Below are 14,544 nucleotides of genomic sequence, written 5' to 3' on the forward strand. Positions count from 1 at the left end.
GAAGCTTCGATCGTTGCCGGCAAGATCCTCGACAACAAGGGCGCGACCTACGGCTACAACGCCCAGACCGGCGAATATGGCGACATGATCGCCATGGGCATCGTCGACCCGGTCAAGGTCGTTCGCACCGCTCTCCAGGACGCGGCCTCGGTCGCCGGCCTGCTCGTCACCACCGAAGCCATGATCGCGGAGGCTCCCAAGAAGGAGTCGGCCGGCGGCGGCATGCCTGGCGGCATGGGCGGCGGCGGCATGGGCGGCATGGGCGGCATGGGCGGTATGGATTTTTAATCCAGCCCCTATCAACTTACAGCGGACAGGGCGGCAGCAATGCCGCCCTTTCCTTGTGTGCCGAACATGATCGAAACCTTGGAGTGCGTCCCGAGGATCTCGTTCGAGCCTCACCGCATGGTCGAGAATTAGGATCTTGTCTGATCGAGCAATTCGCGGGCTCAACCTGGTCAAACCGGCGCCCCCTACGAACTGCCCGATCCTTGAGGATTCCGCTGCGCGACAATCACGATGATTCATTCAGTTGGTAGCTATAGGCGGTGAATCATGAGGGGCATTGAGGAGCGTGGCAAGGCGCCCATCTCGGGCATCGAGCGTGATATCAGGGACAATTCTCTCATCGGAACCGGCGGCTGGCGTTGAAGGACCCGGTGAATCATCCTGATCTATAGTGGAGCAGACGCGCTCTGAGCCTCAAGAGCGTTTCCTCCTCTGAGTATCCTTGATCTGCCGCTGGACATTCTCGTTGATATTGCTGAGCGGCTCAGCCCGATGGATCTGCTGAGGATTTCGCACACAAATCAAGAGCTGCGTGTCGCCGCGATGATAGTCGCAACGCCTCAAGAAAGGCGGATTCAGGTTCAGGCCATCTGTGGCAGCCCTTGCACCGGGCTCCAGCAACGTCTCGTCGTCGTGGCCGAGGGGCCTCGTGACCCCGACGACTGCGCTTCGGCCTTGTGGGGCCTCGGAGCGGGCGTGGCAGCTTGCACCCGAGCTCCAGCGGCGTCTCATCCTCCTCGCCGAAGACCATTGCCCTGGAGGGCCTCGGAGCAGGCGTGGGTGGCGGACATAGCAGCCTGTCCCATACCTATGAATACGTTTGGCTGAAGCAGACCGATGGCTGCGCGTCGAAGCCGAAGCCGTCGAGTTCGCGGACAAACGGGAACTGCGCGATCTTGCTCGACATGAGCGTGTCGAGCTGGTCGCGGATCGCCGTCAACTTCAGCCGATCCAGGATTGCGATCAGCAGGTCATGATCTAGGGTCGTCATCACCAGCTCCCTCCGGCCACCGCTCCGTACTCGGCGAGTGGCCGCAGCAAGGTGGCCGGGGGTGATCTTGATCCGCTCGGCGCGCACCGGCCCTTCGAAGCCGGCAACGCCGACAAAAGGCTCTGTCGCAAACCTGGAAATGGGGTTGTGAACGGCCATTTCGGCCTGTCCGTCAGGCAGCGAGGAGATCGAAACAGCGATCGACAGACTTGTAGGCATACCTCGCCTGTCGCTTGCCCATCATGTGGATCATCTCGATGCCGGAGAGGATAACCACGTCGTTCGCATGCGACTTGAAGCCGAGCATGGATCGAATGCGGCTTGATACGCCGGTGATCCTGTTCGATCCGATTGTTGAGATGCCGGCTATTGCGGAGCGGATCGGCTTCAGCGGTCGCCGCGATCGCTGCCGCAGCCGGCTTTCAGCGTCGCAGGAAAGGATTGCTTCGTAATTGGTCTGGCTGCCGTCGATGACGATGCGCTCCGGCCGGCCATGGCGCGTCAGCGCCTTGCGGAGGAAGCGTTGGGCCGCCACCTGGTTACGGTTTTCGCTAAAGAAGAACTCGACCGTATCGCGGAGGATGTCGATAGCGCGGTAGAGATACCGCCGCGGACCTTGATGTACGTCTCGTTTGCTGCCGACCACACGCTTGCGCCGGTTGAAGCGCTCCAGCAGCTGCGGCGAGAAGTGGGCGACCCAGCGATGCACAGTGGAGTGGTCGACCTCCAACGCGTTCGGCCATCATCTCTTCCGGATCGCGCAGGCTCAGAGTGTAGGCCAGGTACCAGCGCACGCACAGCAGGATCACCGACTGGTCGAAATGGCGGCCCTTGAACATCACGTGCTCCTCCACAGCTGAGGCGTTTTTCTTGCCATGCTTGCTTACAAAAAGGTTTGCGACAGAGCCGTTCGAACCGCATGCCGACACCATCGTCAAGGGCGGCCGCGGTGTCCATTATGGCCACAAGCTCAACCTGACGACGGCAGGCAGTCTGTTCTTTCAATTTAGACCAACTATGCGGATGCCGCCTCAGTCAATTCAAGAATGTAACCAATGCCGCGCATGGTCGTGATACGTGGCGTTGCACCTGACCTACTCAGGTGTCCACGTAAGCGATAGATTCCGACTTCAAGCGCGTTGGCAGATACCTCGTCGTTGAACGAATAGAGGTGATCTTCCAACTGCGCACGAGGCACGATGCGGCCTGCACGGATAAGCAGATGCTCTAAAATACATAGTTCGCGGCGTGCGATCTTCAGAGGATGACCCGAGACGGAAACCTGTCGGCCGATCGGATCGAAATTGAGATTGCCAAATACAACGATGGGGTCGGTCACCTGTGTCGACCGGCGCAGAATGGCTCTCATTCTGGCGATGAGCTCATCGAAAGAGACGGGCTTGAGCAGAAAGTCGTCCGCGCCACCGTTGAAAATTGCAATCCGCTTCTCGAGATCGTTGATGCTACTCATAATGAGGGTTGGAACTGAATGCCCGTTGCTCCTTAGCTGTCTCAGCCAGCCCAAGCCATCGCCATCTGGCAGAGCCAACTCCAGCAGGAGAATTTCATAGGTTGCGCAACAAAATGCCCTCGACGCCTGTTCCAGGTTGCCAACTACATCAACGGCAAAACCGCTATCCCCGAGCGCAACTCGCACAGCGCGCGTAAGATCCACATGATGATCAATGAGCAGCGTTCGCATTTCACGTCCTATCAAGGTCGGACAGGTCACCGTCCGCTGTAAGACCGGGGCGACAGCGGAAGTCGCGCAACTCTTCGTAGTGTTCGTAACGCTCTTTCCGATGGGTTATCGCGGGAGCATGCAAGCCGCACGCCTGCAATAGTCGGGGATGGAACACGTGAAGACCTGTTGACGGGCTGAAACCGTCGGTCGGCCAGCCCACAATGCCACCGACTCTGCCCGCGATTTCTCTGCGCATCGATCCTCCTATGGGTTGCGTGCAAACTCCAGCTGAGGTCGCAAGGGCAGGTTGCGGCTTTGTTCATTGAGAGGACCCCCTGGAGGCAATACCAGGAGGATCCCCTATATGGCACTTCCCGATTTACCACCGGTCATTCCGAACCACGTTCGGCGGCTTTGAAGACATTCATTGAGCGCGGCTAGGTAAATCAAGGGTACGACCTGCCGGGTGTCGATGCCGCTTTTGAAGCAGGCATCGGCACCAGCTCGGTGAGCGTCGCCCGCGCAATTCAGCGGACGCGCTCGATACACCCAGTCGAATCGTGCCGCGACTTGCCGCGCCGACAGGGCGCCCGAAGACTTCAGACTTGTGACCGAAGGTCTACGCCCAGTCCTCCTCCCATTATCCACCTCCCTCAAATCAAAGTGGACGTTCAATCTGAACAAATTACGCCATCGTATCACAAACGACTTACCGTTCCCCGACGTGCTCTAGCCTTAGTGCTTGTTAAGAAGGTCGGCTACTGTCTCTCCGCGTCGCCGGGCATCGGCGGCGAGCCACACCTCCCCCACCTCATACACGTCGCCGTGGGTACTGAACGGCACAATGACGTCAATGGCAGCCGACAGCAGGTCAAGAAGCGTGTGGTCTTCCACAGCAGCTCCTTGCGGGCTGCTCTTGACGAGTGAAAAGAGCTTTTTAAAGCCTTGGACCGGATCCGCCCCATGAATCGTTGATATTGATCCCGCATGGCCGGAGACGACTTCGCTAAGGTAGGCCCAAGCAGCATCATCGCGCATCTCGCCAAGCAATATTCGATCAGGGCGCATGCGCAAGCTGGCTTGCAACAGTTGCTCGGCTGTCACCGCACCTACGCTTGCTCGGTCCTTCGGATAGAGTAATCGGACATGGTTCTCGTGCGGGATTGCAAGTTCGAGCGTGTCCTCGATACTTATCAGCCTCTCTTGCGGGGGTATAGCGTTGATCAAAGTCTTGCTCATTGTCGTTTTGCCGCTTCCAGTAGGTCCGCAAAGCAGCATCGTTAGCCGCCCGCAAACGCATGCTCGCAAAAATTGCTCCAAGTCACCATGGTCGTAGTGCTGAAGAATCGTTTCGTCCTGCCGCTCTTGGCGCTCCTTTCGTGACCGCCATTGATTCCAACGCGAGTATTCGTAGCGAGAAGAAACTTCCTTGAGTTCGGTCACACGACTTGAGGGACGCCGTATCGTCAGGCTTATTGTTCCTGAGGGAACAGCGGGCGGCAAACAGATCTGCAGCCGCTCTCCGTTCGGCAGCTCAGTCGCACAGAGGGGGCTTTGCGGTCCGACATCTTGCTTGCGCAGCGCTCCAGCGAGGATCGCGATGTCCTCCAGATCGTCATAAGATAGCGGTAGCGGATGTTTCGTGAAAACGCCGGCCTGTCGGACAAAGGCTTCCCCAGGCCGGTTGATAGCGACCTCTTCGGTCCTTGGCTCCTCAAGCCATTTCAAAACAGGGTTGAGAAGCAAACGCAATTGAGGGTCAGCCTCCGGTCGCATTGTTGTCTCTCCGGCGTTGGCGATGTTGGGGGGCTGGCGCCACGGCGATCGGTCTAAGATCGTATACATCTGAGAAATCGAGGTCCCGAGCCACAAAGATCGATACAGCATCTCCCTGGTTTTTCTTCAGAGTTGGCGGAACGTTGATCGTTGCTCTAAGGGTCGTGTCAACGGCTTGTCCGGCGTTGCTCTGGAAGCTGTTGATGCCGCTTCCTCCACCTGAGCTGCCAGCGTATTGACCGGCGGCCTGAAACGCGCCTTGAATGACGCTCATGAGCATTGCTCCGCCAAAGCGCTGCCAGAAGTGATTATCCACCGTGCCAGGCATTCCGGAGCGGCCGAGCTCGTCAGCGCCCGGCGACGCTAGCGAAACGAGGGCATGGTCAGGCGTTTCGATGCGCGTCCACAGCACGAAGACACGCGCATCCCCCTGTTGAAGACCACGCTGGATCTCGCCAATCACGGTCGTCCCGCGATCCAAAAGCACCACGTTGTTGGTGGCGCCGCGGACGTCTTTAGGTAAGACGCACTTCACATAACCCGGTAAATTTGTGTCGACTGCCGTTTGCAAAATGCAGGGTATTATCGTTCCTTGGGTAATCACGAGATCAGGGTGCGGCAAAAGTGTGGCCCGGCTTGGCTCCTGTATATCTGGCTTCAATCGCCTCGTCAGATCGCCAGCCTCTGAAATCTCATGCGAGGTCGCGGGAGCATCCCTATGGTTGTCTTCGCTCCGCTGACCGTCGTTGGGCATTTGACCGCTGCCACTGTAGGCGAAAATTGGTGTTTCCTCCGGCGGCGGATCAGCTGGCGCCGGAGGCGGCATGGATGGCGCAGGATCTCCTGCCTGCGCCGCCTGTACGGGTGCTGGAGCTTCGGGAGCAATCTCAATCGGCACGGGGCGGAATGGCTCGGCGTCGGCGACAATTGCAGGTTTTGGCTGAGTTGGCTCGTCTTGTGTGCTGGGACGACCGCCGAGCCAGATGAGCGATAGAGATGAGATGAGAACAAGTGCAGCGATGGCCAACTTCTGCAATCCCGAAACATGCCGGCGGGCCGGCTCCGAGACCATCGATCCTGAGGCATGGACATCATGTCCCGACTGTGGGCCGGTTTCATTCATCGGCCGGGCCTTTCAAAACGCGCCACACGTCGGGTGTCACTGTACCGGTCCCTGGCGCTCGTCCCACAGGGTCATAAGCCCTGTTGAAAATGGACAAGACCGTATTGCCATCTCTCAGACGCCATTCCCGGGCGACTGCGGATACTTCAACATAGTCTCCTTTGACCGTGTAATTGGCAGCGGCTTCCTTGCCGTCGGGATTGATAATGTAGAGGGAGGGTATGCGGGAATTGCTTGCGAAGCCAAATACGGTGGTAAAGCCATTATCGAAAACTTCCAGCGGCGCCAGCGATCGATCGCCCTTTGCGACGTAGTGAAAATTGCTTTCGTCCGGACTGGTAGTTGCGGCGGGCCGATTCAACAAATCCTGAACTCTCTCGTCGCGCAGCACTTTCGCCCGGGCCTGACCAAGAATCGAGCGCCTTTCTGCGTCCTTTCTCTGAGCAGCAGCGTCATCAGCAGGATAGGTGAACTGCACACTGTAGTATAGGTCAGGTTGCTTCTCATCGAGTTTTGGCATCGCTCTCGTTGAAATACTGAAGACGTATCTCCGTGTACCGGACTCACTCTCGGCCAGCACAATGACGGGCTGCGGCGGGAGCATCCGGCTAGCCTTAAAAAAGAGATAGTTGGCGCGCGGGAGCGCAGCCAGGTCTTTGCTATTGGAAACGGCCACGGCTGCGACTGTCTCGTTGGCCGCGAATGTGACAACCAGCGTTGCCCCCACTGCGGTAGACAGGCGCACCACTTCGTCAGGACGGTAAGCCAGGTAGCGCATGCGCGCATCATGCTTGCCGGCAAGTGGTGTGTCTTCCGCGGACGCTTCCATCGTTAAGAAGAGTGAACAGACCAGCGCGAGAAACGCTCTTTTTGTCATGGCTGCACATAGCCCAGGTTCGATACGCTATCTTCCGAGCTCTGATAGGAAGCGACGAGTAGACCTCCCGGATTGGTGAGCCTCGATTGCCCAGGCAGACCCGTCAAGCGCTCGTAGCGGATGGTAGCTGTCCAGGTGGTCACTATCGGCATCTGCCCATCGACAACAAGCGTACGTTTGTAACGGATCTGTTGAACGTCCGGACTGATGTCGTTTGAAGAAATATGCCCGACCTCGAGCTTGCCGCGTTTGCCGACCGTGACTTGCGGCGAGGTGGGATTCGGATAGTTGAAGAAATCTTGATATTGCTGTCGCACAGCCGGCGCGCTGAAACTGGATACGAGGTCATAGGCGTATTGGGCTGTATCTGCTGTGTACCCCTCGCGCAGGCGTACATATTCCCACAGCGAAGCATTTATGACGGCTCGGTCTTGGGTTGCCGGCAGTCGAGAGACTGACACTTCGCTGTCGACGGTCCCATCCGGCCGGACCCAGAGGAACACAGGTACGAGCTTGGCCAACGGGACCATGGCAGCAATGGTAAATGCCTGTGCAACATTTCCTAGGACCGCCGCTGCGGCAAAGGCTATCAGGGCCTTTGACAGGCGCCGCGCAGACTTCGCTCGTGAAGTTTGAAACGCTTCCACCTTCTTATAGTGGGCGGCTAGCGTTTCTCTCTCCACCAGAAGGGCATGTTCAGGAACTTTCACTTTGGCTCTTCCGCGCATTCGACCCGAAGATCCTCAGGGGTGGTTTCCCATTGTCCCACGTTCAGTTGGAATGGGGCACCCGCGCATGTCGCAAGCCCATGGCTCGTCTTGCAGGCGGCCAAAGCGAGGATTGACAGAAGTAGGCAATATTTCATGTTTTTGGCACCGAGCTTGTCGATTGATTAAGCACCCGCCGTTTTGGCAAAGTGGCGATTGAGGCTGTTAAGAGGTCGGTTCGCACCTCCCCAAGAGCCGCCGGCGATGCTGCTGGCGATCGTCGGAAGCGCGACGATCAGAGCGTCACCAGCTAGGAAAAGCATGTCGAGCTCGTAAAGCCCGATGATCTTGGCTGCTGTCGTGCCCGAGAATTTGATCATCAAAAGCATGGCTGCCAGCGAGACTGCTTCGGCAGCGATTACTATCGTTGCAACGATGTTGAGGAGGAGAAGCAGCAGCCCGTACGAGAGCAGTTGGCCGATCCATCTGGTGGCTATGTCTCGAGTGTGATCAAAAAGGTAGCCTACAAGGACCAGGGGGCCGATCGTCAAGAGCACCTTCGTCAGAATTCCAACGGCATCGTAGATCTCGAACGCTGTCCACAGCGCGCCGTAGAAAATCCATTGCGCTCCCTCGAAAGCAAGTATGTCCTGGCCGTTCATAGGCCCAATTTCGGAAGCAATCAGCTGAAAGACATACTGGCTTGAAGCAAACATGAGATCGAGCTTCTGGGGGATTCCGATGAAGGGCAAGTCGCTGCCACTGATGTCGTGAGCCAACCTCGGAATCGTGTCGTCGAAGAGCGCTTCAATGTAGTGCTGATAGTTGGCCTGCCCTAAGATAAGGGCGACGACAATCGACACCATGATTACGCGCGAGATACCCCCGCGCGCATCGACTTGACCACGCATGACCAGACAGCCTTGGATTATTATCCAGAGCGTGACACACGCAACCAGAGGCGCACTGACCGCCGCTTGGACGTTTTCAAGCACTTTGTGCAGCCCGGACGTGAAGGCCCCATGAAAGATCGTGTGTATAGTCGTGAATGGCGCGGGAATTTTGAAATTCATGGCGTGAGCCTGATGTGTCCCTGATCAGCGCAGCTGAGCCTGATGAACTCTGTGTGGTTTACGGGAGGATGCTAAACATATTAGCGGTGTCCTGATGTTCGCGACGCTGCGTGGCGGCCTCCTCCACGGCGTGAAGGCTCCCTTGTGCAGTGGCCATTGTCAGCAGACTCGTGGCCTGGACATTTTGGATCATCGCATCGTGAATCTGCTTGAGGACCAGACCGTTGGTCACGGTGGCCTGCATAATATTTCCCGAGCGGGAAAGCTGACCAAGCGTGCCGGCGTTATCCTTAAGGCGCTTGTCCATCATGCCCAAAGTGTCGGCTGCAATAGCTGCGGCATTGGCGGCCCCGGCGATTTGTCCCTGTAACAGTTTCGCTTCTGAATCGGTGCCGTTGACTATCCGATTTGGGTCCTTCGCAATGTTACGGGCCATAATCGAAGCTGGCGCCCGAGCATCAAACATCTGCTCCTCCAGCTTATTGCTCGACGGGTAGTGATTTCCTTGGTTAAGTGAGCTTAGCAGTCCCGTGACAGCGAATGACGACGTTAGAATTGTCACCATTTCAATCGTGGTAGCGAGCGTCTCGATTGACCTCTCAAGGATCGCCGCATTGGAAAGCGCTGTTAAGGTCGCTTGTGTTTCTGTTACAGGGTCGCTGACGATAAATTGCGAACGGGCCTGTCCGTGAAGCAGAAGGGAAGCAGCAAGGGTCGTTACTGCAAGTTTGGCAAATTTCATGAATATTCCTCCGTCAGTCTTGAACTTCGTGGTACCGGGCCATGAACTTGTCGAGCCACCCACTTGGGGCGTCTCCGTGCTGGTTACGAAGCTGGTCGGCAAAGCGCACTGTGTTGGCCCGCCCCGAGAGTACGGCTACGTACTCGCGCATCTGCCCAAGATCGAATTCGCAAACAATACTCCCGCTATCGCGCTTGAGCAAAAACTTGCGGCTGCCGATTGCCATTCCCTGGCGGATTGCCTCGAACTCCTGCGCAGTGCACTTCAAGCCATCGACATACGCAGAGCGGTCCGCCGTCGGTGATGGGTAGAAAATTTTCGTCATACATTGCGCAACGAGACTAGCTCCGAGAGGCGATTCCAGAACGTGTTCAGGCTGCTGCGTTGCGAGTATCAACATGCCGTTGTTTTTGCGGACCGTGAGCAAGAACTTGTCGATAACGGCCGAGAATTGGGGGTTGAGTAGATAGAATCGAAATTCGTCGCAGCTCATGACGAACCGACGACCATCGACGATAGCGCCCACTCGATGCAGAAGGTATGCGGCGGCCGGTGCACAGACCTCCTCATATTCCAGGAGCTGCGTCATGTCGAAGCCCGTAATGGAGGCATCCAGCCTTACTTCGTCCACGTCGCCGTCAAAGGCCCATCCAAGCGCCCCCCCTCTACACCACCGCTGCAGCCGTGCTCCTGCGCCCTCGGAGGGGCTGTGCAATAGGAACTCGCGCAGGCCCGCAAGTGAGCGCATAGGGGGTTCGAACGAAAGCTGACGAACAATGCCGCGTTCCAGCCGACGGCTTTCCTCCGGCGAGATCGGACCACGGCCGTCACTCTCGATCAGGGCCATCAACCACTCGCGCAGAAAGTCCCGGGAGGCGGAGGTGTTGTCCAGTCCACGCAGAGGGGCCAAGCCGCTCGGAGCGCCTCTGCGCAACGCAAGATATGTCCCTCCCGTGGCTCGCACCAGCAGTTCACCACCCCGATCCTTGTCGAAGAAGACGATCGCACCATTGCGATCGACCAAGCTTTGCTCAAGCATCGCGAGGACAAAGGTCATCAGCGTCGTCTTGCCTTTGCCAACGGGCCCGAATATTGCCGTCATGCCGACGTCATTCTCATGGGGGATGTAGTCGAAAGAAGTTCCACCGTTTGTGCGAAAGCGCGCAACAGCATTGCCCCAGTGGCCGGAACTGGAACCGCTTGGGAAGTTCTCAAATGAGACGAGCCCGGCAAAATTGTGTGAGGTGATCGCCCCCGGGCGCGTGCGCCACCTGTTGTTCCCCGGAAGTTGGGACCAATATGCGGCCTCCATGCCGATGCCCTCTTGGACGATAACGGCGCCCGCGTCGGCCAGCCGTGCGCGGGCACTTGCTGCGCGATCTGCAAGGCTATTGAGGCTGTCGGCATAGACGCACAGGCTCAGATGATGCGAACCCATCACGAATTCGTTGCTTGCCAGTGCGTCCTCTGCCTCGGCAAGTTCATTGATCTGGGTGAGAGCCTTGTCGCCGGCACTCGTCATCTGGCTGGACTTAAGGCTTAGTTTGGCATGAGCTTGTGGGCGAGTGAGGAAGGAAAAGCTCTGGCTCAGGACAAGCGGGAAGTTGGCGGACAGCAAGGAATTTAGCATGCCCGGCCGCGTCGTCGCCGGATATTCACGGAACGAAAACAATGATCCGACGGAGCTATCCCCGGGCCTTCGAATCTCAAGCGCCCGCTTCCCGCAGATGACCTGGTCAGTGTAGATCGAGGCGCCAAGTGAGCCGGTAACCATCGGAACCGGAAGAAACCGGCAAGTCATCATGAGCCGAAGCGCCTCGCCGATTTCCGTGAAGAGCACGTTGCCATTCTCACGAATGCCCAACCGGCGCAGACCGTAACCGCCGAGTGCGCCAGCAGTGATGTGCCAGAGGTCTTCCAGGCTCCGCATTTGGGTGGCTAGATCGTGCTCATTCCGTCTGCGGGACTTGGCAATCCGCAAGCCGATCTTGCCGATTGCGGTGCGGGGGGACACGATCAAAGTGAGGAAGTGATCGTTGCGAAAGAGCTTTCCCGACAGCACACGACGCTCGTAGGCCTCGCTCAGACTGCCAGCGAATGCACTTTGAAACTGGCGCGGCGCCGGCGCCGGCACATCGTTGTGTCTCACAAGATGAGCGTATATCGAGACATTGTCATCGGCGATGTTGCGCAAGAGAGTGTTGAACGCGCGGCAGCGCGAGTTGCGCATCTCAGCGTCTTCCAAATCAAAGGGCACACCGTTCACATGTGCCATGGCCATGATCGATCCGTCTTCCAGAAGGACAACCTGATCGCTTACGTGACCAACATACGGAAGGTAGATCTCGCCAGACCTCTCGGTCCGGCCGCTGGCGCCGAACATTACACCATTCCTCTTCCGCGTTTCGGCACTCTGATCGGATTGGCGCTGACGCTTGCGCCTCCCCAGACCGGCCCGTCCACGCTTCTGCCGGCCGTCTGCAAATAGAGCAGCACGACGCTTGCCGCGTTATAGTCACGCTCAACAACCAGCCGTGCTCCGAACCAGAGTGGCACGAGAACGATTTCGTAGAGCGGGTTCTGAAGGATAATGATAACAAGCCCAGCCAACATCATGAGCAATCCGGCCAGCGTCAGCGGCACCCCCAGAAACAGTGCGGGGCGCGTCGCCGCCACATAGAGGGTGCTCACTTCCAACCGGTCGCTCATCAGCCGCCGCCTATGAGCGCCTTGCCCAGGAAGCTGGCCCCGAACATGATGACGATCCCTCCAACGACACCCGCAACCAGGCCAAGTGAAGCACGACCGAACATCCAAGAGATACCGATGGCTACGAGCCCGAGCACGGCCAGTGATTGTCCAAAGGGGCCAAGTATGAACGTGCAGATATTCTGGACCATCTTGGCAGGATCCGTCCCTCCGGTCACCTGAGCCGCGGCTGGCCCGCTGTAGAAGACCGTCCACGCCGCGCCTGCAGCAGCGGCCGGTACATATTCAGCCGCCATGCGCAGCATGGAAAAAGGCGAAGGAACACGCGTTTTAAGCGCACGAAGTATCTTGAGTGGCGTCATCATTGCATCTCCATGTTTCAATCGAATACGAGTTTGTTCGGGTTCGCGGGTTCGCGTGCTCTCGCAGCCTGGCTGCCTGTCGGACCGGAGGGATCGGCCCCGGAGCGGTCTGGCTGATACGAGCCCCAGATGTCCCAAGAATCTTGGTTGGGCTGTTTCTTTCTATTGGCCTGTTGGCTCTGCTGGAGCAGAGGCGGCACGGCTTTCCGACCGGGCGCCTCAAGGTGCGGCACATCTCGAGCAGTCGGCTCCAGCGTTCGCTCAAGGAGACTTGAGATGTCCTTTGCGGCCGACTCGACCTTGCGTACATAACCGTTGGCGAAGCCACGCGTGACGTCGCCCGTGTTATAGGCCGAGATGGCACGGCGAAGCGCCAGTTGCTGTGCCACAGCAGTGGTGCCGCCGGCATACCGGCTTTCAAGCAGGTGGGCGGCAGCCGAAAGCGAGGCGCAGGGCTCGAAAGCCCTTTCCGGCGTAAGATTGAGCATGGCAAAGTTCTTGCTGTTTATCTGCATCAATCCAACATCGACAGAATGTTGTGCTTCGAGGCGTTCCTTGATGCCCCGCGTGGCTTCCAGGTGGTCTATCCAGCGAAGCTGCTCACCTGTGGTGTTGTCATGAGCCACCAGCGTGTCAAAGCCACTTTCAATCTTGGCAATCGCGGCGAGGGTGGACGGCGCAACCCAGGGAGCGCATTTGCGCGACAGGCTGCGGAACTCACGCGGAGAAAGTGGCGCGGGCTCGGCTGGGAGTGACATGGATGTCAACAGGACGACGGCCAGCGGCCAAGCTGCAATAAACATTCCCTATCACCTACCTTTCCAAGCCGCCGGACGGGTTCTGGCCCTGTCCGGCACGCGCTTATCGGGGAGGTTTGTTACTGTGTGATGTTCAAGTTCAGCTTTTCGGTTTCAATTGAAGCAAAGACCGTGTTCGTATCAGCGTGGGTGAGCATCTTGCGCATGCGTGGGTGGCGCGGGCCCGATCAGCCAGCGACCGGAGCATCTTGGTACAATGACTCCCGTCCCGGCCGTCCGTTGCTCCTGGAGTGTGGGCCGCGACTTTGGCGTCATGGATGGTACTTCTGTCAGCGCCAAGCCAAGGACAAAATGGGGAGCTTGGCGGGCTTGTTCAGGCTCGGGATCACCGTGGGGAATCGACTAAGGCGATAAAGCGGCCCAACTTTGCCGGTATGCTGCCAGTCCTTAAAGAGCAGCCATGCGCGGCCCTGCACACTCAGATCATTGCTTGAGACGCGAGCTCGTCCGCGAAGCTGGCTCGAAGGCGCAAATCCGCGGCGGCGAGGGTCAACTGGGAAGACGTGGCGGCGCAGCCCATCCTGGTGCGATCCTCGTTCAGCTGTTCGGCCGCCCCGCCAAAGGGTGGATCATGCACAGTCCCATCGGCAGATAACCGCACGTCATTGACGGAGTCCGACGGCGCAATGGACAAGCATAGTGACACGCTCAAGATGGAGGAGTTGCAGTAACTGAGAAATGTTAGCCCGGACGTTCACCGCAACCGGCGACCTGCCGGTCGCCGAACAGCATTTGAGGCCGCCGGCCACCTTGGACGAAGCCGGCTTGGCAGGAGACGCACTATTTTGCACAAGGCCGCTGCAGCGAATCACGGTCTTCTTCCGCCGACCGCCTCTCCGATCAAGCCAAACGCCGCGCTGCTCAACCATGTCCGAGCTGGATCCACGAGCCGGAGGATATCGAGATGATCCAGGTCCGCAAACTCCAGGATGACCAGGATGCAAGGGCATAGCAGGAAACTTGGCATCCATGAGGTCGAACTTGAGTGATATTGGCAGGCCTGCACCAACGGGGGAGCTCGAAGCGAAAAAGCGAAGGACCACACGGCAGGGTCATGTCGGCGCTTGGACCTGTCTGGTGGCCACGGGCTGCCTTGGTGCGGTCAATTCGCTGGGGATGAAAAGAACAGGACGAGCACGGCCTCACATTGGCCGCACGCAACGGCGAGTGGTATCAAGGAGCAGCTGTTCTGGGTCGGTGCCCCAGGGTTGCTCGGCAACAGGTTTAGACAAGGGGATTCAAGATTGAAGGTGTGCCGTTGAAACATGTTCTTGTCATTGACGATGATGCCGCAATGCGGCGCCTCATCGCCGAGTATCTCACGATGCATGCCCTGAAGGTAACCGCAGTCCACGATAGCAAGCAGTTTGACTATGTTCTTTCACGTGAGCCAG

14 protein-coding genes and 2 pseudogenes are annotated in these 14,544 nt (G+C 58.1%); 2 read left to right on the plus strand and 14 right to left on the minus strand.

Annotation, left to right across the window (positions count from 1 at the left end):
- The coding region (locus X771_RS01000000165650; RefSeq protein ID WP_031245670.1) for a TCP-1/cpn60 chaperonin family protein at positions 1 to 288 on the plus strand (288 nt) is incomplete at its 5' end.
- Positions 289 to 1,120: 832 nt separating this feature from the next.
- Here X771_RS01000000165650 and X771_RS1000000167725 read toward each other — a convergent pair.
- From X771_RS1000000167725 to X771_RS135990, 14 genes and pseudogenes are all read right to left on the minus strand, one after another.
- Positions 1,121 to 1,279 (minus strand): annotated as a pseudogene (locus X771_RS1000000167725) (ATP-binding protein); the annotation flags it as partial.
- Between the two features lie 172 nt (positions 1,280 to 1,451).
- Positions 1,452 to 1,988, minus strand: coding sequence for a DDE-type integrase/transposase/recombinase (locus X771_RS00305; RefSeq protein ID WP_198025870.1), 537 nt, complete (start codon positions 1,986 to 1,988; stop codon positions 1,452 to 1,454).
- A 306-nt stretch (positions 1,989 to 2,294) separates the two neighbouring features.
- Positions 2,295 to 2,981: a response regulator transcription factor gene (locus X771_RS136035; RefSeq protein WP_023679590.1), complete on the minus strand. Its 687-nt coding sequence runs from the start codon at positions 2,979 to 2,981 to the stop codon at positions 2,295 to 2,297.
- A 717-nt stretch (positions 2,982 to 3,698) separates the two neighbouring features.
- Positions 3,699 to 4,739 (minus strand): P-type DNA transfer ATPase VirB11, encoded by a 1,041-nt coding sequence (gene virB11 / locus X771_RS136030; RefSeq protein ID WP_023673699.1) that lies wholly within the window; start codon positions 4,737 to 4,739, stop codon positions 3,699 to 3,701.
- Positions 4,723 to 5,862, minus strand: a complete 1,140-nt coding sequence (gene virB10 / locus X771_RS0135580) for a type IV secretion system protein VirB10 (RefSeq protein WP_031203435.1) — start codon at positions 5,860 to 5,862, stop codon at positions 4,723 to 4,725. The genes virB11 and virB10 overlap by 17 nt, the downstream gene beginning before the upstream one ends.
- A complete protein-coding gene (locus tag X771_RS136025) occupies positions 5,855 to 6,739 on the minus strand; it encodes a TrbG/VirB9 family P-type conjugative transfer protein (RefSeq protein WP_023690639.1) in 885 nt (294 codons plus the stop codon). Before X771_RS136025 ends, virB10 begins: the two co-directional genes overlap by 8 nt.
- Positions 6,736 to 7,449 carry a type IV secretion system protein VirB8 gene (locus X771_RS136020; protein ID WP_023707035.1) on the minus strand — a complete coding sequence of 238 codons (714 nt, stop codon included), beginning with the start codon at positions 7,447 to 7,449 and terminating at the stop codon, positions 6,736 to 6,738. Before X771_RS136020 ends, X771_RS136025 begins: the two co-directional genes overlap by 4 nt.
- Positions 7,446 to 7,604 carry a type IV secretion system lipoprotein VirB7 gene (locus X771_RS1000000167730; protein WP_081726271.1) on the minus strand — a complete coding sequence of 53 codons (159 nt, stop codon included), beginning with the start codon at positions 7,602 to 7,604 and terminating at the stop codon, positions 7,446 to 7,448. Before X771_RS1000000167730 ends, X771_RS136020 begins: the two co-directional genes overlap by 4 nt.
- 27 nt (positions 7,605 to 7,631) lie before the next feature.
- Positions 7,632 to 8,519: a type IV secretion system protein gene (locus tag X771_RS136015; RefSeq protein ID WP_023690641.1), complete on the minus strand. Its 888-nt coding sequence runs from the start codon at positions 8,517 to 8,519 to the stop codon at positions 7,632 to 7,634.
- 58 nt (positions 8,520 to 8,577) lie between these two features.
- Positions 8,578 to 9,261 (minus strand): type VI secretion protein, encoded by a 684-nt coding sequence (locus X771_RS136010; protein WP_023673704.1) that lies wholly within the window; start codon positions 9,259 to 9,261, stop codon positions 8,578 to 8,580.
- Between the two features lie 13 nt (positions 9,262 to 9,274).
- Positions 9,275 to 11,644 (minus strand): VirB4 family type IV secretion/conjugal transfer ATPase, encoded by a 2,370-nt coding sequence (locus X771_RS136005; RefSeq protein WP_023690642.1) that lies wholly within the window; start codon positions 11,642 to 11,644, stop codon positions 9,275 to 9,277.
- The gene (locus X771_RS136000) at positions 11,644 to 11,970 is read right to left on the minus strand and encodes a type IV secretion system protein VirB3 (protein ID WP_023673706.1); all 327 of its coding nucleotides are present in this window, start codon (positions 11,968 to 11,970) and stop codon (positions 11,644 to 11,646) included. The genes X771_RS136005 and X771_RS136000 overlap by 1 nt, the downstream gene beginning before the upstream one ends.
- On the minus strand, positions 11,970 to 12,275 hold the full coding sequence (gene virB2 / locus X771_RS135995; protein ID WP_023673707.1) for a pilin major subunit VirB2: 306 nt from the start codon (positions 12,273 to 12,275) through the stop codon (positions 11,970 to 11,972). Before virB2 ends, X771_RS136000 begins: the two co-directional genes overlap by 1 nt.
- A gap of 74 nt (positions 12,276 to 12,349) precedes the next feature.
- Positions 12,350 to 13,135 (minus strand): type IV secretion system lytic transglycosylase VirB1, encoded by a 786-nt coding sequence (locus tag X771_RS135990; RefSeq protein WP_023690643.1) that lies wholly within the window; start codon positions 13,133 to 13,135, stop codon positions 12,350 to 12,352.
- Positions 13,136 to 14,408: 1,273 nt separating this feature from the next.
- On the opposite strand from X771_RS135990, the pseudogene X771_RS1000000167735 reads away from it, so the two are divergent.
- Positions 14,409 to 14,544 (plus strand): annotated as a pseudogene (locus tag X771_RS1000000167735) (DNA-binding response regulator); the annotation flags it as partial.

This window comes from Mesorhizobium sp. LSJC269B00, from assembly GCF_000502815.1.
GTDB lineage: Bacteria > Pseudomonadota > Alphaproteobacteria > Rhizobiales > Rhizobiaceae > Mesorhizobium.